The sequence below is a fragment of the Streptomyces cupreus genome, assembly GCF_014257025.1.
GTDB lineage: Bacteria > Actinomycetota > Actinomycetes > Streptomycetales > Streptomycetaceae > Streptomyces > Streptomyces cupreus.
Genome location: NZ_JACMSF010000092.1, coordinates 1 through 23,157 on the forward strand (window position 1 = coordinate 1; position 23,157 = coordinate 23,157).

Annotated in this window: 18 protein-coding genes; 11 read left to right on the forward strand and 7 right to left on the reverse strand. The window is 70.6% G+C overall.

The genetic code is table 11. The features are described from left to right. Positions 1–676, forward strand: a 676-nt coding sequence (locus H4N64_RS41075) for an acyl-CoA dehydrogenase family protein (RefSeq protein WP_260860282.1), incomplete at its 5' end; no start/stop codon positions are given. A 36-nt stretch (positions 677–712) separates the two neighbouring features. Continuing rightward, positions 713–1,582 carry an acyl-CoA thioesterase gene (locus H4N64_RS41080; protein ID WP_186287735.1) on the forward strand — a complete coding sequence of 290 codons (870 nt, stop codon included), beginning with the start codon at positions 713–715 and terminating at the stop codon, positions 1,580–1,582. Between the two features lie 35 nt (positions 1,583–1,617). Here H4N64_RS41080 and H4N64_RS41085 read toward each other — a convergent pair whose 3' ends face one another. Together H4N64_RS41085 and H4N64_RS41090 are read right to left on the reverse strand one after the other, a co-directional pair. Next, complete coding sequence (locus H4N64_RS41085; protein ID WP_186287736.1) at positions 1,618–2,406, reverse strand: phosphatase; 789 nt, start codon at positions 2,404–2,406, stop codon at positions 1,618–1,620. Between the two features lie 62 nt (positions 2,407–2,468). After that, positions 2,469–3,929, reverse strand: a complete 1,461-nt coding sequence (locus H4N64_RS41090; RefSeq protein WP_186287737.1) for a PucR family transcriptional regulator — start codon at positions 3,927–3,929, stop codon at positions 2,469–2,471. Positions 3,930–4,122: 193 nt separating this feature from the next. On the opposite strand from H4N64_RS41090, the gene H4N64_RS41095 reads away from it, so the two are divergent. Genes H4N64_RS41095 through H4N64_RS41105 form a run of 3 tightly spaced genes read left to right on the forward strand, consistent with a single transcriptional unit; the run spans position 4,123 to position 8,296 of the window. After that, positions 4,123–5,589 carry a sodium:solute symporter family protein gene (locus H4N64_RS41095; RefSeq protein ID WP_186287738.1) on the forward strand — a complete coding sequence of 489 codons (1,467 nt, stop codon included), beginning with the start codon at positions 4,123–4,125 and terminating at the stop codon, positions 5,587–5,589. Positions 5,590–5,642: 53 nt separating this feature from the next. Next, a complete protein-coding gene (gene speB / locus H4N64_RS41100) occupies positions 5,643–6,611 on the forward strand; it encodes an agmatinase (RefSeq protein ID WP_186287739.1) in 969 nt (322 codons plus the stop codon). Further along, positions 6,608–8,296, forward strand: coding sequence for a thiamine pyrophosphate-dependent enzyme (locus H4N64_RS41105; protein WP_186287740.1), 1,689 nt, complete (start codon positions 6,608–6,610; stop codon positions 8,294–8,296). The genes speB and H4N64_RS41105 overlap by 4 nt, the downstream gene beginning before the upstream one ends. A gap of 1 nt (position 8,297) precedes the next feature. Here H4N64_RS41105 and H4N64_RS41110 read toward each other — a convergent pair whose 3' ends face one another. Beyond that, on the reverse strand, positions 8,298–9,101 hold the full coding sequence (locus H4N64_RS41110) for an endonuclease I family protein (RefSeq protein ID WP_186287741.1): 804 nt from the start codon (positions 9,099–9,101) through the stop codon (positions 8,298–8,300). A 261-nt stretch (positions 9,102–9,362) separates the two neighbouring features. Between H4N64_RS41110 and H4N64_RS41115 the strand changes: the two genes are divergently transcribed. Beyond that, positions 9,363–10,205, forward strand: a complete 843-nt coding sequence (locus H4N64_RS41115) for a serine hydrolase (RefSeq protein WP_186287742.1) — start codon at positions 9,363–9,365, stop codon at positions 10,203–10,205. 48 nt (positions 10,206–10,253) lie between these two features. Continuing rightward, positions 10,254–11,312, forward strand: coding sequence for an esterase-like activity of phytase family protein (locus H4N64_RS41120; protein WP_186287743.1), 1,059 nt, complete (start codon positions 10,254–10,256; stop codon positions 11,310–11,312). A gap of 27 nt (positions 11,313–11,339) precedes the next feature. Here the strand turns inward: H4N64_RS41120 and H4N64_RS41125 are convergent, their stop codons facing one another. Then, positions 11,340–11,912, reverse strand: coding sequence for a hypothetical protein (locus H4N64_RS41125; protein ID WP_186287744.1), 573 nt, complete (start codon positions 11,910–11,912; stop codon positions 11,340–11,342). 109 nt (positions 11,913–12,021) lie between these two features. On the opposite strand from H4N64_RS41125, the gene H4N64_RS41130 reads away from it, so the two are divergent. From H4N64_RS41130 to H4N64_RS41140, 3 genes are all read left to right on the forward strand, one after another. Beyond that, complete coding sequence (locus H4N64_RS41130; RefSeq protein WP_222110002.1) at positions 12,022–15,786, forward strand: ABC transporter ATP-binding protein; 3,765 nt, start codon at positions 12,022–12,024, stop codon at positions 15,784–15,786. Positions 15,787–15,868: 82 nt separating this feature from the next. After that, complete coding sequence (locus H4N64_RS41135) at positions 15,869–16,258, forward strand: hypothetical protein (protein ID WP_186287746.1); 390 nt, start codon at positions 15,869–15,871, stop codon at positions 16,256–16,258. 102 nt (positions 16,259–16,360) lie between these two features. After that, positions 16,361–17,782, forward strand: coding sequence for a S28 family serine protease (locus H4N64_RS41140; protein ID WP_186287747.1), 1,422 nt, complete (start codon positions 16,361–16,363; stop codon positions 17,780–17,782). Between the two features lie 32 nt (positions 17,783–17,814). Here the strand turns inward: H4N64_RS41140 and H4N64_RS41145 are convergent, their stop codons facing one another. The 3 genes from H4N64_RS41145 to H4N64_RS41155 all read right to left on the reverse strand — a co-directional run bounded on the left by H4N64_RS41145 (position 17,815) and on the right by H4N64_RS41155 (position 21,433). Continuing rightward, complete coding sequence (locus H4N64_RS41145; protein ID WP_186287748.1) at positions 17,815–18,441, reverse strand: hypothetical protein; 627 nt, start codon at positions 18,439–18,441, stop codon at positions 17,815–17,817. A gap of 117 nt (positions 18,442–18,558) precedes the next feature. Next, positions 18,559–20,403, reverse strand: a complete 1,845-nt coding sequence (locus H4N64_RS41150; RefSeq protein ID WP_186287749.1) for a glycoside hydrolase family 3 protein — start codon at positions 20,401–20,403, stop codon at positions 18,559–18,561. A gap of 382 nt (positions 20,404–20,785) precedes the next feature. Next, positions 20,786–21,433, reverse strand: coding sequence for a LysE family translocator (locus tag H4N64_RS41155; protein ID WP_186287750.1), 648 nt, complete (start codon positions 21,431–21,433; stop codon positions 20,786–20,788). A gap of 135 nt (positions 21,434–21,568) precedes the next feature. On the opposite strand from H4N64_RS41155, the gene H4N64_RS41160 reads away from it, so the two are divergent. Further along, on the forward strand, positions 21,569–22,906 hold the full coding sequence (locus H4N64_RS41160) for an aminotransferase class I/II-fold pyridoxal phosphate-dependent enzyme (RefSeq protein WP_186287751.1): 1,338 nt from the start codon (positions 21,569–21,571) through the stop codon (positions 22,904–22,906). Positions 22,907–23,157: the final 251 nt, after the last annotated feature.

Below are 23,157 nucleotides of genomic sequence, written 5' to 3' on the forward strand. Positions count from 1 at the left end.
CGGCGGTGTCCACGCCGACCGCGTCATCGTCTGCGCCCGCACCGCCGCCCCCACGGCCGAGGACCGCCGCTTCGGCATCTCCCTGTTCGCCGTGGACACCAAGTCCGAGGGCTACTCCGTCGGCCGCAAGCTCGACAAGCTGGGCCTGCGCACCTCCGACACCGCTGAGCTGGCGTTCGTCGACGTCAAGATCCCGGTCGATGACCTGCTCGGCGAGGAGAACAAGGGCTTCTACTACCTCGGCCACAACCTCGCCTCCGAGCGCTGGGGCATCGCCTTCGGCGCCTACGCCCAGGCCAAGGCCGCCGTCCGGTTCGCCAAGCAGTACGTCCAGGAGCGCACCGTCTTCGGCAAGCCGGTCGCCGCGTTCCAGAACACCAAGTTCGAACTGGCCGCCTGCCAGGCCGAGGTGGACGCCGCCGAGGCCGTCGCCGACCGCGCGACCGAAGCCCTGGACGCCGGTGAACTCTCCGCCGCCGAGGCCGCCAGCGCCAAGCTGTTCTGCACCGAGGTCGCCCACCGCGTCATCGACCGCTGCCTCCAGCTGCACGGCGGCTACGGCTTCATGAACGAGTACCCGATCGCCCGCCTGTACGCGGACAACCGCGTGAACCGGATCTACGGCGGCACCAGCGAGATCATGAAGTCGATCATCGCGAAGGACATGGGCCTGTAAGGTCCCCGAAATGACTGGCCGGTACAACCAATCGCCATGAGCCAGGCACTACAGGATCTCCTCGATCTGCTCGACCTTGAGCAGATCGAGGAGAACATCTTCCGCGGCCGGTCCCGGTCCGCCGTCGTACCCCGCGTGTTCGGCGGACAGGTCGCGGCCCAGGCGCTCGTCGCCGCCGGGCGGACGGTCCCCGAGGACCGGCTCGCCCACTCCCTGCACGCGTACTTCCTGCGCATCGGGGACCCCGGCGCGCCCATCGTCTACACCGTCGACCGTATGAACGACGGCCGCTCCTTCACCGCCCGCCGGGTGGTCGCCGTCCAGCACGGACAGCCGATCTTCGCCCTGTCCGCCTCCTTCCAGCGCCCGGAACAGGGCTTCGAGCACCAGGCCCCGATGCCCGACGCCCCCGACCCCGCCACGCTCCCCACCTCCGAGGAGCGGCTGAGCGGCTACGGCCATCTCGACCGCGGCGTCGTGGAGAAGTTCCTGGAGGCACGCGCCGCCGTGGACGTGCGCTACGTCGACGAACCCCCGTACGGGAAGTTCGGCGAGCCGCGCGAACCGCACTCCCAGGTGTGGTTCCGCACCAACGGCAAGCTCGGCGACGACCCCCTGCTGCACGTCGTCCTCGCCACCTACGTCTCCGACATGACGCTGCTGGACTCGATCCTGCTCGCGCACGGCCGGGGCGGCTGGGCCGTCGGCGATGTCGTCGGCGCCTCGCTGGACCACGCGATGTGGTTCCACCGTCCGTTCCGCGCCGACGAGTGGCTGCTGTACGACCAGCAGTCCCCGTCGGCCTCCGGCGGCCGCGGCCTCGGCCAGGCCCGCATCTACACCCAGGACGGCCGCCTGGCCATCTCCGTCATCCAAGAGGGCGTGGTCCGCGCCCCCCGTGGCTAGCTGAGCCAAGGAGGGCGTGGTCCGCGCCCCCCTGGCTAGCTGAGCCCCGCCTCCGCCAGCAGATACGCCGTCATCGGGTCGTAGTAGCGGGGGCTGACCACATGGTCGTCGAGCGGGACCGTCACCTGGACGGTCCCCTCGGACTCGGCGATGAACAGCGCCGGGTCGTTGGAGTCGGCGTAGCCGACGGAGTCGACGCCGTGCTGTCCCGCGTAGCCCGCCCAGCCGTGGTCGGCGACGACCAGGTCGGGCAGCGGGCCGCCGAGCCGCTCAAGGGCCGTGAGGATCGCCTTCATCGGCTCGCCCGAGTGGGTGTGCCACAGCGTGGCGCCGTGCTCCAGCATCGCCACGTCCGCGAACTGCATGACGTACCCCTCGTCCGTCTGCAGCCCGTCCGGGACGACCACGATCTCGCAGCCGGCCGTGCGCAGGGCGGCGGCGGTGGCGCGGTGCACATCGAGCAGGCCGCCGGGGTGGCCGGTGGCGAACAGCACCCGCTGGCCGCCGTCGGCCGCCTTGCGCAGCCGGCCCGCCATCCGCTCCAGGGCCGCGACCGTCAGTTCGGGGTCGATGGTGTCCTGGCCGTAGCGGTACTCCGGGTCGTCGTTCACCCCCACCCGCTCCGCCATCACCGCGAGCACGTCCTGCTCGTCGGTCCAGCGGTCACCCAGCTCCAGGCCGAGCCAGAAGTTCCGGTCGCCGTTCGCGAGCTTGCGGTAATGGGAGAGGTTGTTCTCGCGCGGGGTGGCGACGTCGCCCGCGATACGGGTTCTGACGAGGTGTTCGACGAGCTCGGCGCGGCTGGGTGTCCCGGGTATCGGCATGTGTCCCATTGTGGGGCAGACCCCTGTGGACGCGCGGGGCGTCCCGGACGCTGGGACGTGGGTCACGTGCGCAGCGCGAACCACAGCTCCATGCGTACGTCGGGATCGTCGAGGTCGGTGTCCAGGAGTGCCGCGCAACGGGCGATGCGCTGGCGGACGGTGTTGCGGTGCACGGCGAGGGCGACGGCGGTGCGGTCCCAACTGCCGTGCAGGGACAGCCAGGTGCGGAGCGTGTCGACGAGCGCGGGGGTGTGGGCGATCGGTTGGAGGAGGGTGCGCGCGTGGGCCTCGGCGTCGTCGTGGGGGACGAGTTCGGCGAGACCGGGGCGGGTGCCGTGGCGGGCCAGGGGCGTGCGGGTGGCCCTTGCGCGGGCGAGTGCGCGGGCGGCGCGGGTGTCGGCGGCGGGCCACTCCGTGGGGGGCGCGGGATCACTGACGCCCAGTGTCCAGCCGGGCTGCGGGGCGGGGTCCCGGTCAGCGGGCACGAGGACGCGTACGACGTCCTTCGCGAGGTCGACGAACGGGGAGCCGAGGGCGGCGCCGAGGGCGGAGGCGGTGACGGGGTCGGGGGTGTGCGTATCGGGCCTGGCGTGTACGACGAGCCACTTGCCGGTGCCGAGGAGGGGGGCCACGTCCGGTGGTGCGGCGCCGAGCAGCAGGCGCACCAGCGCGGAGGTGCGTGCCGCACCTGTGCCGCTCTGCTGTTCTCCGGTGAGGAGGGAGAGGAGTACGGCGGCCACGGAGGCGATGGTGTGGTCGGCGGGATCCCTCCGCGGGGCGGCGACCCCGAGCACGAATCCGTGACCGGGGCCGAGGGCGTAAGCGGCGAGGTGGGTTCCGAAGACGGTGTCGGTGGCAGAGGTGGGTGTCCCCGGACCCGAGGGACGTACAACCTCCGTGAGCTCGCCAAGGGCTTCCCGGGCGGCGCTCTCCACAGGGCGACCCGCCGACGAGACCTCCGCTCCCTCCGGCCCGAACAGCACCGCCCACCCGCCGACCCGCTGAGCCAGTTGCCGTAGTACGGACGGCACCGGGTCCGGGCGGGAGGCCGCCGCTGCCAGGCTCTGCTGGGCCTCTGTCACTCGGCGGAGTTCGGCCAGGCGGGCCTGGGCCATCAGCTGCCAGACCGCTCTGGCCACTCCGGAGAACGTGGTCTGGGGTGGGACCTCCAGGAGGGGGAGGTCGTAGGACTCGCAGGCGGCCACCAGGGCGCGGGGGACCGTGTCGTGGACCGGGGCCAGGCCGAAGCCGAGTGCCGCGCCGCCCGCCGCGACGATCCGGGAGACGTAGTCGTCGAAGTACGTGCCGGAGCCGGCCGCCTCGGGGATATGGACGCCCGCCGTGAGCAGGAGCTCTCCGCCCAGCAGATACGGATACGGATCCGCCATCTCCGACGTATGCGCCCAGTGGATCACGATGTCCGGATCCGTCGGGCCCGCGATCTGGCGCAGGGCCAGGTCCTCGCGGGCCAGCAGGGCCGACAGCGGTACCGGTGGGGTGGGTGGGACGGACGGATCCGGCATGGTGTGCGTTCCCTCCACTCCTTACGGCCTCAATGGATGAAACGTACACTTCGCAGTCGCTTTCCGGCCACCTAGTGTCTGTCCAGACCGGCAGCCGCGGGTACGGGCGGATGTCCCCGCGAGCCGCTGCCGACGTCCCCACCTCATGTATCTGCACGACACGCCACCGGGATGTTCGTAAGGGAGGGCCCACATGGCCATCGACTACACAGTGATCGTCGTCTATCTGGTCGGCATGCTGGCAATGGGCTGGTGGGGCATGCGCCGCGCCAAGTCCAAGAGTGAGTTCCTGGTCGCCGGGCGGCGGCTCGGCCCGGCCATGTACTCCGGGACCATGGCCGCGATCGTCCTCGGCGGCGCGTCCACCATCGGTGGTGTGGGTCTTGGGTACCAGTACGGGCTCTCCGGCGCCTGGATGGTCTTCACCATCGGACTCGGGCTCCTCGCCCTCTCCGTCTTCTTCTCCGCCCGGATCGCCCGGCTGAAGGTCTACACCGTCTCCGAGATGCTCGATCTGCGGTACGGCGGCCGGGCGGGCGTGATCTCGGGCGTGGTGATGTGGGCGTACACCCTCATGCTCGCCGTCACCTCGACGATCGCCTACGCCACCATCTTCGACGTGCTCTTCGACATGAACCGCACGCTCGCCATCGTCCTCGGCGGCTCGATCGTCGTCGCCTACTCCACGCTCGGCGGCATGTGGTCGATCACCCTCACCGACATGGTGCAGTTCGTGGTGAAGACCATCGGCGTGCTGCTTCTGCTCCTGCCCATCGCCGTCGTCAACGCCGGCGGGTTCGGTGAGATGAAGGACCGGCTGCCCACCGAGTACTTCGACCCGCTGGGCATCGGCGGTGAGACGATCTTCACCTACGTGCTCATCTACACGTTCGGCATGCTCATCGGGCAGGACATCTGGCAGCGCGTCTTCACCGCGCGCAGCGACAGGACCGCCAAGTGGGGCGGCACGGTGGCCGGAACCTACTGTCTGGCCTACGCCCTCGCCGGCGCCGTCATCGGTACGGCAGCCAAGGTGCTCTACCCGAACCTGGCCAACGCCGACGACGCCTTCGCCACCATCGTGAAGGACGAACTCCCCATGGGCGTCAGGGGCCTGGTGCTGGCCGCCGCCCTCGCCGCCGTGATGTCCACGTCCTCCGGCGCGCTCATCGCCTGCGCCACCGTCGCCAACAACGACATCTGGTCCCGGCTGCGGGGGCTGGTGAAGCCTGCTGACGGGGAGCACGACGAGGTCAAGGGCAACCGCGCGTTCATCCTCATCATGGGTGTCGGTGTGATCGTCACCGCCATCGCCCTCAACAACGTCGTCGAGGCGCTGACGGTCGCGTACAACCTCCTCGTCGGCGGTCTCCTCGTGCCCATCCTCGGCGGGCTGCTGTGGAAGCGCGGCACCGTGCAGGGCGCCCTCGCCGCGGTCGTCGTCGGCGGCCTCGCGGTCATCGGCCTGATGGCGACGTACGGCATCCTCGCCAACGAACCCGTCTACTACGGCCTGCTGTCTTCCCTCGCGGCCTACGTCGCCGTCTCCTTGGTGACAAAGCCCACCGACGCCGCCGTCCTCGCCGCCTGGCGCGAGCGCCTCGCCGGACGGGCCCCCGAACCCGAACTCGTGTCCGAAGCGGTCCCGGCTCACCAGTAGAGTCGAGAGCAGATGAACATACGCGACGAAGCGTAGGAAAGAAGGCAATTCCCATGAGCAGCAACGAGACGCCCCGCGGCCCCGTCGACTCCTCGCGCATCCCGCGCTACGCCGGACCCGCGACCTTCGCCCGGCTCCCGCGCCTCGACGAGGTCGGCACCGCCGATGTCGCCGTGGTCGGTGTGCCCTTCGACTCGGGCGTCTCGTACCGGCCGGGCGCCCGCTTCGGCGGCAACGCCATCCGCGAGGCGTCCCGGCTGCTGCGCCCCTACAACCCGGCGCAGGACGCGTCCCCGTTCGCGCTGGCCCAGGTGGCGGACGGCGGTGACATCGCCGTGAACCCGTTCAACATCAACGAGGCCGTCGAGACCATCGAGGCCGCCGCCGACGACCTGCTCGGCACCGGCGCCCGGCTGATGACCCTGGGCGGCGACCACACCATCGCGCTGCCGCTGCTGCGCTCGGTCGCGAAGAAGCACGGCCCGGTCGCCCTGCTCCACTTCGACGCCCACCTCGACACCTGGGACACCTACTTCGGCGCCGAGTACACCCATGGCACGCCGTTCCGCCGTGCGGTGGAGGAGGGCATCCTCGACACCTCGGCCCTCTCGCACGTCGGCACCCGCGGCCCGCTGTACGGCAAGCAGGACCTCACCGACGACGAGAAGATGGGCTTCGGCATCGTCACCTCCTCCGACGTCTACCGCCGGGGCGCCGACGAGATCGCCGACCAGCTGCGCCAGCGCATCGGCGACCGCCCGCTGTACATCTCCATCGACATCGACTGCCTGGACCCGGCGCACGCGCCCGGCACCGGCACCCCCGAGGCGGGCGGCATGACCTCCCGCGAGCTGCTGGAGATCCTGCGCGGACTCGCCTCCTGCAACCTCGTCTCGGCGGACGTCGTCGAGGTGGCGCCCGCGTACGATCACGCCGAGATCACGTCGGTGGCCGCGTCCCACACGGCGTACGAACTCACCACGATCATGTCCCGCCAGATTGCAGAGGCCCGCGCGAAGTGACTCACGACCACGACCTGGTGCTCCGCCCCACCGACGCCCAGACGGAGGCCGCGCTGAACCCTCCCCCCGGCCGCAACGGCGGAGACCTGGTCGTGGAGACGCTGGCCGGGCTGGGGGCGACGACCGTCTTCGGCCTTCCCGGCCAGCACGCCCTCGGCATGTTCGACGCCCTGCGCCGCTCGGACCTGCGGTATGTGGGCCTACGGGTCGAGAACAACGCCGGGTTCGCGGCGGACGCGTACGGCCGCATCACCGGTGAGGCGGCCCCGCTGCTGCTGTCGACGGGCCCGGGCGCGCTGACCTCGCTGGCCGCGCTCCAGGAGGCGGCGGCGGCCTCGGCCCCGGTGCTGGCGATCAGCAGCCAGGTCCCGACGGCGGGTCTGGGCGGTGGCCGGCACGGCTACCTCCATGAACTCCCCGACCAGGCGGCCTCGTTCAGGGGCGTGGTGAAGTCCGTCCACACGGTTCGCACCCAGTCGCAGATCCCGTCCGCCGTCGCGGCGGCCTGGAAGTCGGCGCTGACGGCCCCGCACGGGCCGGTGTGGGTGGAGATCCCGCAGGACGTGCTGCTCGCCGAGACGTCGATCCCGGTAGTGACGGGCGGCGACGCCTTCCCCGAGGAACTGCCCCCGCGTCCCGAACTGACCGCGGTGGCGGCCGACCTGCTGTCCAAGGCGGCCCGGCCGGCGATCATCGCGGGCGGGGGAGTCGTACGGGCGGACGCCGGCGGCAAGCTCAAGCAGCTCGCCGAGCTGCTCCAGGCGCCGGTCGTCACCACCCCCGGCGGCAAGGGCGCCTTCCCGTGGACGCACCCGCTGTCCCTGCAGTCCTGGATCGAGGACCGGTACACCACGGACTTCCTGGAGGACGCGGACGTCCTGCTGGTGGTCGGTTCGGGACTCGGTGAACTCTCGTCCAACTACCACACGTTCAAGCCGCGCGGCCGGGTCGTCCAGATCGAGGCGGACCTCGGCAAGCTGGAGTCCAACCACCCGGCGCTCGGCATCCACGCGGACGCGCGGCTCGCGCTTCAGGCGCTGCTGGAGACGGTGTCGAAGCGTACGGACGCCTCGGCGGCCGATCGTGTACGGGATCTGCTCTCCCGGGTGAAGGCGCGCATCGACTCCCAGGAACTCACCCTGGAACAGGAGGTGTTGGCGTCGGTCCGCAGGGCCCTGCCCGCCGACTCGCCGTCCTTCTGGGACATGACGATCCTGGCCTACTGGGCCTGGTCGGCCTTCGACGCCAAGGGCCCGAACCGGATGCACTCCGCCCAGGGCGCCGGCGGCCTCGGCTACGGCTTCCCCGCGGCACTGGGCGCGGCGGCGGCCGATCCGACCCGCCCGGTGCTCGCGGTGTCGGGCGACGGCGGTGCGCTGTACTCCATCGCGGAGCTGGCGACGGCCCGGCAGTACGACCTGAACGTCACCTGGCTGATCGTCGACGACGGCGGCTACGGCATCCTGCGCGAGTACATGACAGACGCCTTCGGCCAGGCCACGGCGACCGAGCTGACCCGCCCGGACTATGTGGCGCTGGCCGAGTCGTTCGGGGTGCCGGGGGTGCGGACCACCCCCGAGACGCTGGAGTCCGACCTGGCCAAGGCCCTGTCCGAGCCCGGCCCTTCGGTGGTCGTCCTCCCGGCGGTGCTGCGGATGTTCGCACCCACGCACCTCGACAGCTGACCTACCAGATCGCCTCGACCCACTCCGGGTGGTCGATGAACGGGTTCCGGTTGCCCTGGTAGTTGGTGTAGATGAGCTGGTTGCGGCGCTCCTCGAAGGCGTCCGGCGGGTCCTCGTCGTTCCAGGCCTTCAGCACCGAGAGACGGCCGTGGTACGGGACGCTGCCGTTGGTGACGGAGTCGTTGGGCTCCAGGTTCGGCCAGCCGTCGTCGCCCTCGTAGCGGACGGCCATGTAGAGGATCATGCGGGCCACGTCGCCCTTGACGGCGTCACGGGGCTCGAAGGAGTTGGAGTCGGTCAGGCTGCCGCCGGAGTTGGTGAAGCTGCTGCCGCCGTTGTCGAAGTCCTTGTTGCCGCGGATGCTGTTGACCTGGACGTCCTCGGGGCGCAGATGGTGCAGGTCGGTGCCCGGGCCGGCGGAAGTGCCGAAGTCGCCGTGCGACTGGGCCCACACGTGCTCGCGGTTCCAGTTGCCGGTGCTGCCGCCGTTGAGGGACTTGCTGCGGGAGATGCCCGAGTACAGCAGCTTCACGTTGTTGCTGTTGTTCGGGTCCTGGTCGGTGACCTTCAGCGCCTCCCAGACGGCGGAGTACGACAACTTGGTCTGGGGGCTGATGATCGTGTGCAGCGAGCTCTTGAGGCTCGTACCGGTCTTGCCGATCGCGTTCTTGTAGTACGTGCTGTCGTACGCGGTCGTGGTCGCCGCGGCCGGGGTCGCGGTGAGCGCGGGGACGCTGAGGCCGACCAGAACGGTGGCGGTGGCGAGGGCCACCGACTTCCAGCGGGGTACGTGTGTCGCCAGCATGAGGGGAGTCCCATCTACGCGGGTTGAATGGAGGCGGCACCAGGGAGAGTGACATGGACATGCGGCGGTGTAAATGGACTTCGCGTGTCCATTGGGTGACCTGAAACGGCAAATCGGGCCTTGTCCACGCGAGTTGACACGTGAGAACGGCCCCTGACCGGAGGAGGTCGGAGGCCATGGGTTCCAAGGGGTGGGTAACGGCTCGTACAACCATTCCCCAACGCCTACAACCTTTCCCTCGGGCCCGTGAGTCAACAGGGCATGACTCACCGAATATCCAGACGTGCCAGATGGGTGGCGGGCGGGGTGCTCGTCGCGTCCGTGGCCGCCGTCACACCCGCGAGCGCCGCGACCACGCCCGCCGTCAGCTGTACGTCCGCCAAGGCCGGGCTCGCCGACAAGCTGCAGAAGGACATCACCGCCGCGCTGGCGACCCGTAAGGGGACCATCGCCGTCGGGCTCTACGACCGGTCCACCAAGACCATCTGCACCCTGCGGCCGTCCAAGGCCTACGACTCCGCCAGCGTCGTCAAGGTCACCGTCCTCGCCACGCTGCTGTGGGACGCGCAGAAGACCGGACGGGCCCTCACCAGCCGTGAGAAGTCCCTCGCCACGGCCATGATCACCAAGTCGGACAACGCCTCCACGACCACGCTGTGGAAGCAGCTCGGTGTCACCAAGGTGAAGAACTTTCTCGCCGCGGCGGGTATGACCCAGACCGTTCCCGGCGCGAACGGTTACTGGGGCCTGACCCAGATCACCGTCACCGACGAGCAGAAGCTGATGAAGCTGCTCACCGCGAAGAACACGGTGCTCACCGACGACTCCCGCTGGTACGTCCGCAAGCTGATGGGCGACGTGATCTCCTCCCAGCGCTGGGGGACCCCGTACGGCGCGCCCTCCGATGTCATCGTGCACGTCAAGAACGGCTGGCTGGAGCGCGCCACCTACGGCTGGCGGGTGCACAGCGTCGGCACCTTCAAGGGCGGCGGCCACGACTACATGATCACCGTGCTGACCCACGGCAACAGCACCATGAACTACGGCATCACGACCATCCAGGGTGTCGCCAAGGTCATCCACCGGGATCTGGACGCGAGTTGACGTCTGGCGGTCTCCCGCCCTTCACCGGCCCGCCCTACGGTGACGTCCATGCGCATGAGATCCGTACTCGCTACCGCCACCGCGGCGCTGGCGGCGGCCACCTGTCTGTCCGCCGCCGGCCCCTCCTACGCCAACGCCCCGCAGCACCACGCCTGTTCGCCGTACGTCTCCATCGACCGCTTCTCCGACGCGCTCGACAAGACGACGTACCAGGGCACGTTCGTGGGCAACTTCTCCGCGCTCGCGGTGGACGTTCCCCATTCTCGGCTGCGCTCGAACGGGGGGACCCCCATCGGTTCGCTCGCGGCCGTCTCCGACCGTTCCGCGCTGTTCTCCCTGGACGCCGAGACGCTCGCCCCGCGCGGGGTGGTCCCGCTCGCCGACGAGAAGGGCGCCGCCCTCGACTCCGAGGGTCTGGTCGTCGACCACGACGGCACGCGGCTGATCAGCTCCGAGGGCGAACCGGCCGTCCGGCGCTACTCCGAGGACGGCCGGATCCTCGACCGTCTCCCGGTGCCGGACGCGCTCCGGGTGGCCCCCGCCGGGCGTGCCGTGTCCAACGGCACCTTCGAGGGCCTGACGTGGTTCCGTGGCGGACTGCTCGCGTCCATGGAGTACGCGCTCTCCGGGGACAGCGCCGGCATCGTCCGCTTCCAGACCTGGGACCGGCACAAGGGCGGATTCGAGCTCTCCGCCCAGTACGGATACCGCGCCGACACCGGCCTCGGCGTCCCGGAGGTCACCGCCCTTCCCGACGGCCGGCTCCTTGTCCTCGAACGCGGCTTCACCTCCGGCGTCGGCAACACGGTCCGCCTCTATCTGGCCGACCCGCGCCGCGCCACGGACACGTCCGCCATCGAGAACCTCACCGGCCAGGACGGCGTACGGCTGATCAAGAAGACGCTGCTCGCCGACATCGCCGACTGCCCCGACCTCGGCGCCACGGCGAAGCAGCCGCAGCCCAATCCGCTCCTCGACAACATCGAGGCCATGACGGTCACCGGGCACACGGGCGGCCGCCTGAACGTCCTTCTGGCCAGCGACGACAACCAGAACTCGGTTCAGACGACTCGCTTCTACCATCTCCGGGTGCGTACGACCGTCTGAGCGGCGTCAGTCGGCCAGCCGTGACGCTCACCAGTTGGGCTTCTCGTACTCGTCGACGGTGCCGTCGCCGTTGTCGTCGCGCATGTAGTCGTAGGAGTCGCCGTACGTGTCCGTGTAACGCATGCACCTGCCCTCCGCGCGCAGCTCGGGTTCGTCGCTGTACCAGCCCAGGTGGAAGGTGACCCGGATGCCGTCGTCGAGGGTGGTGGCGATGCCGTTCTCGATCTTCTCGACCTCGCGGCCCTCCTCGCGCCAGGCGGCCTCCAGGGCCTTCAGCGCGGCGCGGAAGTCGTCGGCGCTCGCGAAGTCCAGGTCCCAGGTGAAGATCGGCTCGTCACGGGCGACGTCACCGTCGTCGAAGCCGAAGTCGTCCACGCAGGAGGAGCTGCCCTCCTGGGAAGGGTGCGGGTCGCCCGTCGGCGCGGGGGACAGGGCGCGGTACACGGACTCGCCGGCCGCCGTCGTGGCCCGTACGTGCTCGCGGAACTCGTCGGTCGTGCCCACCGGCCCGCCCGCCACCGCCTCGCACCCCTTGGCGAGCAGCGCGAACAGCACCACGAGGGCGAGGGCGGCGGCGATGAGCACGGTGTTCTTCTTCATGCCGATGATCAAAGCCGGGCCCGGTCCAGGGCGGCACCGACGTGCTACTCAGGCGTACTGCGCGCAGATGCTCATCCCGGGATGAAAACCGGGCCGGAACACGTTGGTGATGTCCGTGGACGATCACACGGGGAGGCCGGACGTGGCAGCGCGGCAGGGATGGGCGCGGAGACTGTGGGGGTACGCCTGGCGCTACCCGAAGGACGTCGTCCTTGCCCTCGGGTCCTCCCTGGTCGGTATGGCGGTCATGGCGCTCGTGCCGTTGATCACCAAGGTGATCATCGATGACGTGATCGGCGACAAGACCCGCGGGATGGCGCTCTGGGCGGGGCTGCTCATCGCCTCGGCCGTCATCGTTTACGTGCTCACCTACGTCCGGCGCTACTACGGCGGACGCCTCGCCCTCGACGTCCAGCACGATCTCCGTACCGAGATGTACGAGACCATCACCCGGCTCGACGGCCGGCGGCAGGACGAGCTGTCCACCGGGCAGGTCGTCGGGCGGGCGACCAGCGATCTCCAGCTGATCCAGGGCCTGCTCTTCATGCTCCCGATGACCATCGGGAACTTCGCCCTGTTCGTGATCTCTCTGATCGTCATGGCCTGGCTGTCCCTGCCGCTCACCGCCGTCGCGCTCGCCGTCGCCCCCGCCCTGTGGTGGATCGCCAAGCGCAGCCGCACCAAGCTGCACCCCGCCACCTGGTACGCCCAGGCCCAGGCGGCGGCCGTCGCGGGTGTCGTCGACGGCGCCGTCAGCGGGGTCCGCGTGGTCAAGGGCTTCGGACAGGAGGAGCAGGAGACCGGCAAGCTCAGGGATGTCAGCCGGCGGCTGTTCGCCGGGCGGCTGCGGACGATCCGGTTCAACTCCAAGTACACCCCGGCGCTCCAGGCCGTCCCCGCCCTCGGCCAGGTCGCCATGCTCGCCCTCGGCGGCTGGCTGGCCGTACGCGGGCACATCACGCTCGGTACGTTCGTCGCCTTTTCGACCTATCTCGCCCAGCTCGTCGGCCCGGTCCGCATGCTCGCCATGGTCCTCACCGTCGGCCAGCAGGCCCGCGCGGGCACCGAGCGCGTCCTGGAGCTGATCGACACCGAGCCGTCCATGAAGGACGGCACCAAGGAACTGCCCGCCGACGCACCCGCGACGGTCGAGTTCGACGACGTCTCCTTCGGATACGAGGGCGCCAACGGCAAAACCAGTCCTGTCCTCGACGGGCTGAGCTTCGAGATCCGCCCCGGCGAGACCCTCGCCGTCGTCGGCTCCTCAGGATCCGGCAAGTCGACCGTCTCCCTCCTGCTGCCCCGCTTCTACGACGTCACCCACGGCGCCGTCCTCATCGGCGGCCACGACGTCCGTGAGCTCACCCTGGACTCCCTGCGGTCCGCGATCGGCCTGGTACCCGAGGACTCCTTCCTCTTCTCCGACACGGTCCGCAACAACATCGCCTACGGCCGCCCCGACGCCACCCAGGAGCAGATCGAGCAGGCCGCCCGCACCGCCCAGGCGGACCGTTTCATCGCCGAGCTCCCCGACGGCTACGACACCAAGGTCGGCGAGCACGGCCTCACCCTCTCCGGCGGCCAGCGCCAGCGCGTCGCCCTCGCCCGGGCGATCCTCACCGACCCCCGCCTGCTGGTCCTCGACGACGCCACCTCCGCCGTGGACGCCCGCGTGGAGCACGAGATCCACGAGGCCCTCGCGCGGGTCATGGAGGGCCGCACGACCCTTCTGATCGCCCATCGCCGCTCCACCCTGAACCTCGCCGACCGCATCGCCGTCCTCGACGGCGGCCGGCTCGCCGACCTCGGCACCCACGAGGAGCTCCAGCAGCGCTCGGCCCTGTACCGGCGCCTGCTCACCGACCCCGACGAGCTCGGCGGCGTCTCGCCCGGCCACACCCCGGCCGTCAGCCCCCAGGAGGAGGACACCTCCGTACGGGCCGAACTGGACGCCGAGTTCGACGCCGAGCGCCAGATCACGCCCCGGCTGTGGGCGGGCGAGCGCACCCCCCGCGACACCGCGATGGACGGCGCCCCCGCCACCCCCGAACTCCTCGCCCAGGTCGAGGCGCTGCCCCCGGCCAAGGACGTCCCGGAGGTCGACGAGGCCCGGGCGGTCACCCCGGAGGACTCCTACGGCCTGCGCCGCCTCCTGCGCGGCTTCGGCCTGCCCCTGCTGGCCAGCCTCGCCCTGGTCGCCGTCGACGCGGGCACCGGACTGCTGCTCCCGGTCCTGATCCGGCACGGCATCGACAGCGGAGTCTCCGAACTCGCCCTCGGCGCGGTCTGGGCGGCCTCCCTGCTCGCCCTGCTCGCGGTGACCGTGCAGTGGGTCGCGCAGATCGGGGAGACCCTGATGACCGGGCGGACGGGGGAGCGGGTCCTCTACTCCCTCCGTCTGAAGATCTTCGCCCAGCTCCAGCGGCTCGGACTCGACTACTACGAGCGCGAGTTGACCGGCCGGATCATGACCCGGATGACGACGGACGTCGACGCCCTGTCGACCTTCCTGCAGACCGGCCTGGTCACCGCGTTCGTCTCGGTCGTCACCTTCTTCGGCATCATGGTCGCCCTGCTGGTGCTCGACCTCCACCTCGCGCTGGTCGTCTTCGCGACGCTGCCGCCGCTGATCATCGCCACGTTCTACTTCCGCCGGGCGAGCGTGAAGGCGTACGAACTGGCCCGTGAGCGGGTGTCGGTGGTCAACGCCGACCTCCAGGAGTCGGTCTCCGGCCTCAGGATCGTGCAGGCCTTCCGGCGTGAGCGGGACGGCGGCACGCGGTTCGCCGAGCGCAGCGACAGCTACCGGCAGGCCCGTATCCGCGGCCAGTGGCTGATCTCGGTCTACTTCCCCTTCGTGCAGTTCCTGTCGTCGGCGGCCGTGGCGGCGGTGCTGATCGTGGGCGCGGGCCGGATCGACGCCGCGACCCTGACGACCGGCGCGCTGGTGGCGTACCTGCTCTACATCGACCTGTTCTTCGCCCCCGTCCAGCAGCTCTCCCAGGTCTTCGACGGCTACCAGCAGGCGACGGTGTCGTTGGGCCGGATCCAGGAGCTGCTCCAGGAGCCGACGTCCACGAAGTCCGCCGACGAGCCGCTCGACGTGCTCTCCCTGCGCGGCGAGATCGCCTTCGAGGACGTGCACTTCGCGTACGACTCCTCCGACGGAGCCGAGGAAGCCCTCTCCAACGTCGACCTGCGCATCCCGGCCGGCCAGACCGTCGCCTTCGTCGGCGAGACCGGCGCCGGCAAGTCCACCCTCGTCAAGCTGGTCGCCCGCTTCTACGACCCGACCGGCGGCCGGGTCACCGTGGACGGCACGGATCTGCGGGCCCTGGACATGACGGCGTACCGGCACCGGCTCGGCGTCGTCCCGCAGGAGGCATACCTCTTCCAGGGCACGGTCCGCGACGCCATCGCCTACGGCCGCCCCGGGGCGACGGACGCCGAGGTGGAGGCCGCCGCCCGCGCGGTGGGCGCCCACGAGATGATCGCCACCCTCGACGGCGGCTACCTCCACGAGGTCGCCGAGCGCGGCCGCAACCTCTCCGCGGGCCAGCGCCAGCTGATCGCACTCGCCCGCGCCGAACTCGTCGACCCCGACATCCTGCTCCTCGACGAGGCGACGGCCGCCCTGGACCTGGCCACGGAGGCCCAGGTCAACCAGGCGACGGACCGACTGACAGGCCGCCGTACGACCCTGGTGGTCGCCCACCGCCTGACCACGGCCGCCCGCGCGGACCGCGTCGTGGTCATGGCCCACGGCCGGGTCGCCGAGGACGGCACCCACGAGGAACTGCTGGCGCTCGGCGGACAGTACGCCGAACTGTGGCGGACTTTCGTCGGTGAACCCGTCGGTGTAGAACTCGCGTGACGGTCGGCACGCAACCGTCCGGCATACGTCGGGCGTCCGTACACCAGTACGCTCATCGCCGGGGTACGGGGAGGACGACACAGTGGGCAGTGGTGCGATACGCCGACGGCTGGGGGTGGGCCTGGCCCTGCTGACCGCGTCCGGGCTGCTGGCCGTCGCGGCGCCGGGCGAGGCGCAGGCGGCCGGGACCTCATGTCCGGGGCGCAAGGTCCGGACGGTGCCGTTCTCCACGGGTTCCGTGCAGGTCTACCGGAGCGGCGGCGCGGTGTGCGCCTTCACCGTCGCCAAGAACCCGGGACCGAAGCGGACGATGGCGGTCAGCGTGCAGGCGCGCGGCCACAATCCGGTCCCCTACCAGGGCAAGCACCGGCGCAAGACGCTCACGGTGTCGGTGTACGCGGGCCATCGCTGCGTGAAGGTGACCGGCAGGGTGGGCGGCGGATCGGTGAGGTCGGGCTGGATCCTGTGCTGAGCCGATTTGGTCTGTGACCGGTTTTGTCGGTAACTCCTCTGGTGTGATCGTCAGTTGCTCCGATAGCTTCCGGGCGCACATCTGACTCACAGGGGAGGGTGCATGCGCAAGGCGCTCAGATGGCTGCTGGCGCTCACGGTGCTCATAGGCACGTTGAGCACGGCAGGGGCGGCCACCGCCGCCCAGCCGGAGGCCACCACCGACATCAAGGACCGGCTGCTCGCGATACCGGGCATGAGTCTGGTCGAGGAGAAGCCGTACACCGGCTACCGCTTCTTCGTCCTCAACTACACCCAGCCGGTCGACCACCGGCACCCGTCCAAGGACACGTTCCAGCAGCGGATCACCGTGCTGCACAAGGACGTCAGCCGGCCGACGGTGTTCTACACCGGCGGCTACAACGTCTCCACGACCCCGAGCCGACGCGAGCCGACGCAGATCGTGGACGGCAACCAGATCTCCATGGAGTACCGCTTCTTCACGCCGTCCCGGCCGGCCCCGGCCGACTGGACGAAGCTGGACATCTGGCAGGCGGCGAGCGACCAGCACCGTATCTTCAAGGCGCTGAAGCCGCTCTACGACAGGAAGTGGCTCTCGACGGGCGGCTCGAAGGGCGGCATGACCGCCACGTACTACGAGCGCTTCTACCCGCGCGACATGGACGGCGTCGTCGCCTACGTCGCCCCCAACGACGTGGTGAACAAGGAGGACTCGGCCTACGACGAGTTCTTCGCGGAGGTCGGCACCAAGGAGTGCCGGGACCGCCTGAACGGTGTGCAGCGCGAGGCGCTGGTGCGCCGGGAGCCGCTGGAGCAGCGGTACGCGGCGTACGCGGCCGAGAACGGCTACACCTTCGACACCGTCGGCAGCCTGGACAAGGCGTACGAGGCGACGGTGCTCGACTACGTCTGGGGCTTCTGGCAGTACAGCCTGCTCTCGGACTGCGGCACGATCCCGGCGGACGCGAAGAACGCGACGGACGAGGAGATCTGGAACTCCATCGACACGATCGCGGGCTTCTCCTTCTACACCGACCAGGGCCTGGAGCCGTACACGCCGTACTACTACCAGGCGGGCACCCAGCTCGGCGCCCCGACCATCGTCTTCCCGCACATCGAGAAGCAGTACATCCGCTACGGCTACCTGCCGCCGCGGAACTTCGTGCCGCGCTCGATCCCGATGACGTTCCAGCCGTACGCGATGCGCGACGTGGACACCTGGGTCCGGCACAACGCGCGCCAGATGCTCTTCGTCTACGGCGAGAACGACCCCTGGGGCGCGGAGCAGTTCCGCCTCGGCAAGAGCGCGCGTGACTCGTACGTCTTCACGGCGCCGGGCGCGAACCACGGTGCGCGGGTGGCGGGCCTGGTGGATTCCGAGAAGGCCCTGGCGACGGCGAAGATCCTGGAGTGGGCGGGCGTGGCCCCGGCCGCGGTGAAGGCTGACGCGTCCCTGGCGAAGCCACTGGCGAAGTTCGACGCGAAGCTGGACAAGAGGGGTACGGAGCGGACGCTGCGTCCGTGACATAGCCCGACAGGGAGGCTGCGCCCGGTCGCTCACAGCGGCCGGGCGCAGCCCACCGGGCGTTCGCCTCCGAGTTGGACGTACAGGGCCGTCGACACCGGGCACTGGAAGCGTTTTGTGACGGCCTGCACGACCTTGTACTGGGGCTTCCTCTCGGACTTGCCGTCGCAGGACGTCTCGCGGACCTGGCGGCCGCCCGAGTTGTAGACGCAGTCGCCGACGATCGTGCGGGGGCCGCCTCCGCCGCCCGGGTCGCCGGGGTGGGGTGGGGCGAGGTTGCGCATGCAGGCGTAGCCCTGGGGGACCGCGCCGTCGCCGTCCTCGTCCGAGGGGCTCTGTTCGCTGATGTGGAGGACGAAGTCCGTGGTGGCCGGGCATGGGGGGCCGTCGCCCACCGCGCCGTCGAAGCGGGCCACCACCCGTGCCGCCGCCCGTTCCCCGCCGCACGGCACCTCGGTGAAGCTGATAGTGCCGAAGGAACTGCACTCGTCGGGCCCGAGGAACACCGTGCCGTAACCGGACGGCCGGGTCCGGTCCGGTGACGCCGACCCGCCTTCGCCGAGACGGGCTTCCTCGTCCGGTGAACCCCCCGACTGGCAGCCCGTCGACAGCAGCACCACCGCCAGCAACGCCGCCCCCACGGCATGTCTCCCACGCATCGCACTCCCCCCACTTTCCCCGGGTCCAGCGTGACCCGCCGCAGCGGGCACACGCCAGACATACGGGGCGCTTTAGTCCCCACGGGGGTCGTGCGCCGGAGCGGTGGCGTACCGGCGCTACGCCGGATATGACAGCCCGTGCCCGACCGGATACAGCACCCGGCCCGGATCGTCGGCCCGCTGCACCGGCACCGGAAGCCGACCGCTCGGCGCCACCGCACCCGCGATCACCCGCGCCGCCGCCCGCAGTTCGACATCGGTCCAGGAGTACGAGGCCAAGTAGCCCCGGACGTCCGGGAGGTGAGCCACGTCGTACGGGTTGCGGATCGCCACCGCCGCCACCGGCTTCCCCGTCGCCAGCAACTGGGCGACCAGCGTCTTCTGCGCACTCGTCGCCGTCACGTTGTACGTCCCCACCACCACCGCGTCCACGTTCTGCGCCGCCGCCACCGCTCGCGCGATGGTCGCGGCCGACGGTGCCGTGCCCGTGGACAGCGGGGTCGCGGTGAAGCCGAGTTCGGTGAGCGCCGTGGCGAGGACGCCCGTCGGGGGGCCCGTGGTGCCGGACGGGGACGCCGGGTCGGCGCCGACCACCAGGAGCCTCGGCACCTCGGCCGGGGAGAGGGGGAGCAGGCCGCCCTCGTTGACCAGCAGGGTCGTGGTCCGGTCGGCGATGCGGTCGGCCGCCGCCAGATGGGCCTCCACGCCGACCGTGCGGTCCACGGCCCGGTGGCTGACGTACGGGTCGCCGAAGAGCCCCAGCTTCGCCTTCAGCCGCAGCACCCGCAGGATCGACTCGTCGAGCCGGGCCTCGGTCAGCTCGCCGTCCTGGACCGCCTTCAGTACGGCGTTCCAGGCGACGGCCAGGTTCGGCGGGTTGAGGAGCTGGTCCACGCCCGCCTTCAGCGCCAGCACCGGGACCCGGTCGTCGCCGTACTTGGTGCGGACGCCCTCCATGCCCAGCGAGTCGGTGACCACGACCCCGTCGTAGCCCAGCTCCTCGCGCAGGATGCCGGTGAGGATCGGGCGGGAGAGGGTGGCCGGGTCGCCGGAGTCGTCGAGCGCCGGGACCATGATGTGCGCGGTCATGATCGAGTCGATGCCCGCCTCGATCGCCGCCCGGAACGGGGGCGCGTCCAGCTCCTCCCACTGCGCGCGGGTGTGGGTGATGACCGGGAAGCCGTAGTGGCTGTCGACGGCCGTGTCGCCGTGCCCGGGGAAGTGCTTGGCGGTCGCCGCGACCGAGGAGTGCTGGTAGCCGACGACCTCGGCGGCGACCAGGGCGGACACCGCGTCCGGGTCCGATCCGAAGGAGCGCACGCCGATGACCGGGTTGGCCGGGTTGACGTTCACATCGGCGACGGGCGAGTAGTCCTGCCGGATACCGAGGGCGCGCAGTTCCCTCCCGGCGATCCGGCCGAGGGTGCGTGCGTCGGCGCGCGAGCCGCCCGCCCGTCTGCCACCACCACCCTTCTGACGAAGCGCTTCGCGCCCCTTTTCTCCTGCGCCGATGGCCATCGCGCCCGGGAAGAGGGTGGCGGGCTTGCCCACACGGGCGACTATGCCGTGCTCCTGGTCGGTGGAGACCAGGACGGGCAGTCCGCGCGGGAGTTCCAGGGACGCCTTCTGGATGCCGTTGGAGAGATCGGCGATCTGGTGCGGATTACGGGTGTTGTGGGCCCAGGCGAAGTAGATGATGCCGCCGACGCGGTACTTCGCGATCAGCTCGGCGGCCGTGCGGACGCCGATCTCCTTGAGGTTGGCGTCGATGTCGGCCTGGTCGGGGGCGGTGGCGGAGTGGCCGTAGACCCGCATCACGAAGAGCTGGCCGACCTTCTCCTCAAGCGTCATACGGGAGATGAGGGAGCGGAGCTTCTTGTCGTCCGCGTAGGCCGTGCCGCCCACGGCGAGGGTGGCGGCGACTCCCGCGGTGGCGGCGAGGACGGTGCGTCTGGAGGGCAACGTGCGCTCCTTCCGGAGGTGATCCGCTGAAGAGGCTTCAGAGGGGTTCCGCTGAAAGAAACTTCCGAGGTGCCACCAATATCCGGGAAGTTTCTGCCAGTCAAGAGAGTGCACATCAACGCGGACAGGGCCCGCGGCCCGGGAACGAGGGTCCGCCATCGGCGCTGTTGGAGGGGGGCGCGCCGATGGCGGAGTGGCTGTCGGCCGCGGCACGGCGGAGAGGGTAGGTCAGCGTTCGCAGCCAGCAGCGAGGCCGACACCGCACCGTGGTGACTCTCCGACAGCTCGTGTGTTGGACGAGCGGGGGTGGGGGCGGGTTCCGCCTCCGGCCGGATTTCCCGAAGTTGGTGCGCCGGAGCCGCACGGGGCGAGTGCGGCGCCGTCAGCTCGCCCTCACCGGGCCCGAGGTGTCCACGGCCAGGGACACCGCGAGTCCCCCGAGCACCGTGCCCATCGCATAGCGCTGCACCCTCAGCCAGCCGGGACGGCGGGCGAGGAACACGGCGATGGTCCCGGCCGCCAGCACGATGGAGAGGTTGACCGTGACGGCGACCACGATCTGCACCGAGCCCAGCAGCAGCCCTTGGAGCAGCACATGGCCCGCCTCCAGATCGATGAACTGCGGTATCAGGGACAGGTACATGATGGCGATCTTCGGGTTCAGCAGATTCGTCACCAGACCCATCGTGAACAGCCGGCGCGGCGAGTCCGGGGTGATGTCCTTCGGCGCGAACACCGAGATCCCGCCCGGCTTCAGCGCGCTCCAGGCGAGCCAGCCGAGGTAGCAGGCGCCGGCCAGCTTCACGGCGACGTACAGCTCGGGCACGGCGAGGAAGACGACCGACAGGCCGAGGTTCGTGGCCGTCAGATAGACGAGGAAGCCGACGGCGACTCCGCCGAGGGAGATCACTCCGGCACGTCTGCCCTGGGTGATGCTGCGGGAGACGAGGTACAGCATGTTCGGCCCTGGTGTGAGCACCATGCCCAGGGCCACGACGAACACACCGAGGACTCCGCTCGGATCGACCATGACGACTCCCCGTTGGCTGAGCGACGCAATGCACCGAGTCTAGGAAGCCGTATTGCCTCGATGCAATGGCAATATTGCACTCGGTGCAATCCTGTGATTGGGTGGACGGCTACGCAGAACGAGGGGAGAGCCGCCGTGCGGGACTACCGGAGCGTCGCCGACCAGGTGGCCGCGGAGATCAGATCCGGCGCCCTCAAGCCGGGCGACCGACTCCCCCCGCAGCGCGCCTTCGCCCGCCGGTACGGGATCGCCAACTCCACCGCCACCCGCGTCTACCAGGAACTCGGCCGCCGCGGACTGACCGTCGGCGAGGTCGGCCGCGGCACCTTCGTCCGCGCCGCCGCGCCCACCGACCCGCCCGCCCTCGGCGAACCCGCGGGCAGCCGGATCGACCTGGAGTTCAACTACCCGGTCGTGCCCGAGCAGTCCGCGCTCCTCGCGGGCAGTCTGGAGGGCCTGCTGCGTACCGACGCCTTCCAGGACGCCCTGCGGCCGGCGGGCCCGGCCGGTCATCCGGCCGTACGCGAGGCCGCCGCCGATCTGCTCACCCGGGGCGGCTGGCGCCCCGACCCCGCGCGGGTGCTGTTCGCCGGGAACGGCCGTCAGGCCCTCTCCGCCGTCTTCGCCGCCCTGGTCCCGCCCGGCGCCCGCCTCGGCGTCGAGGAGCTGACCTACCCCGTGGTCAAGGCCATCGCGGGCAGGCTCGGCATCACCCTCGTCCCGCTTGCCATGGACGACGACGGACTCGTCCCGGAAGCCGTCGAAGAGGCCCACCGGGCGGGCCCCCTGCACGCCGTCTACGCTCAGCCGGTCCTGCACAATCCGCTGTCGCTCACCATGCCCGCACCCCGCATGGAACGGCTGGCGGAGGTGCTCAGGCGACTGGATCTCCCCGCCATCGAGGACACCATCTGGGCCTTCCTCCGCGACGAACTGCCCCCGCTCGCCGCCCTGGTGCCCGAGCGTACGGTCCTCGTCGACAGCCTCTCCAAGCGCATCGCCCCCGGCCTCTCCCTCGGCTTCGCGGTGGCTCCCGCACCCCTGCTCGGCGATCTCGCCGCCGCCCTGCGCTCCGGTGGCTGGACCGCCCAGCACTTCAACCTGGAGGCCGCCGCCCGCTGGCAGCGCGAGGGCGTCGTACGACGGCTCGTGCGGGCCAAGCAGAAGGACGCCGCCGTACGCCAGGAGCTCGCGGCCCGGCATCTTTCCGGGTTCTCGCTGCGCACCGATCCCCGCTCCTACCACTGCTGGTGGCGGCTGCCCCGGCCGTGGCGCGCCGACACCTTCGTCGCCGCGGCCGCCCGGTACGGCATCGGCGTGCCGCCCGCCGCCGCGTTCACCGTGGGCGACGCACACGCCCCGAACGCGATCCGACTCGGCCTCGCCACCCCACACACGGAGACCCTCTCCGCAGCACTGGCCACGCTCGCCGGACTGGCTCGCTCGACCCCGGACGACATGGCCACGGACTGAGACATACGACCGCCCTCCGCACACGATCCGGCTGAGCTCGACCACTCCGTGGCGGACGTGGCCTGCGGCCGGCGACATGGCCTGCGGCCGGAGACATGGCCCGCGGCCGAAGGCCCTCGCCGAATTGGCTCGCTCGACCCCGGACGACATGGCCACGGACTGAGACATACGACCGGCCTCCGCACACGATCCGGCTGAGCTCGACCACTCCGTGGCGGGAGAAGTGGCCTGCGGCCGGCGACATGGCCCGC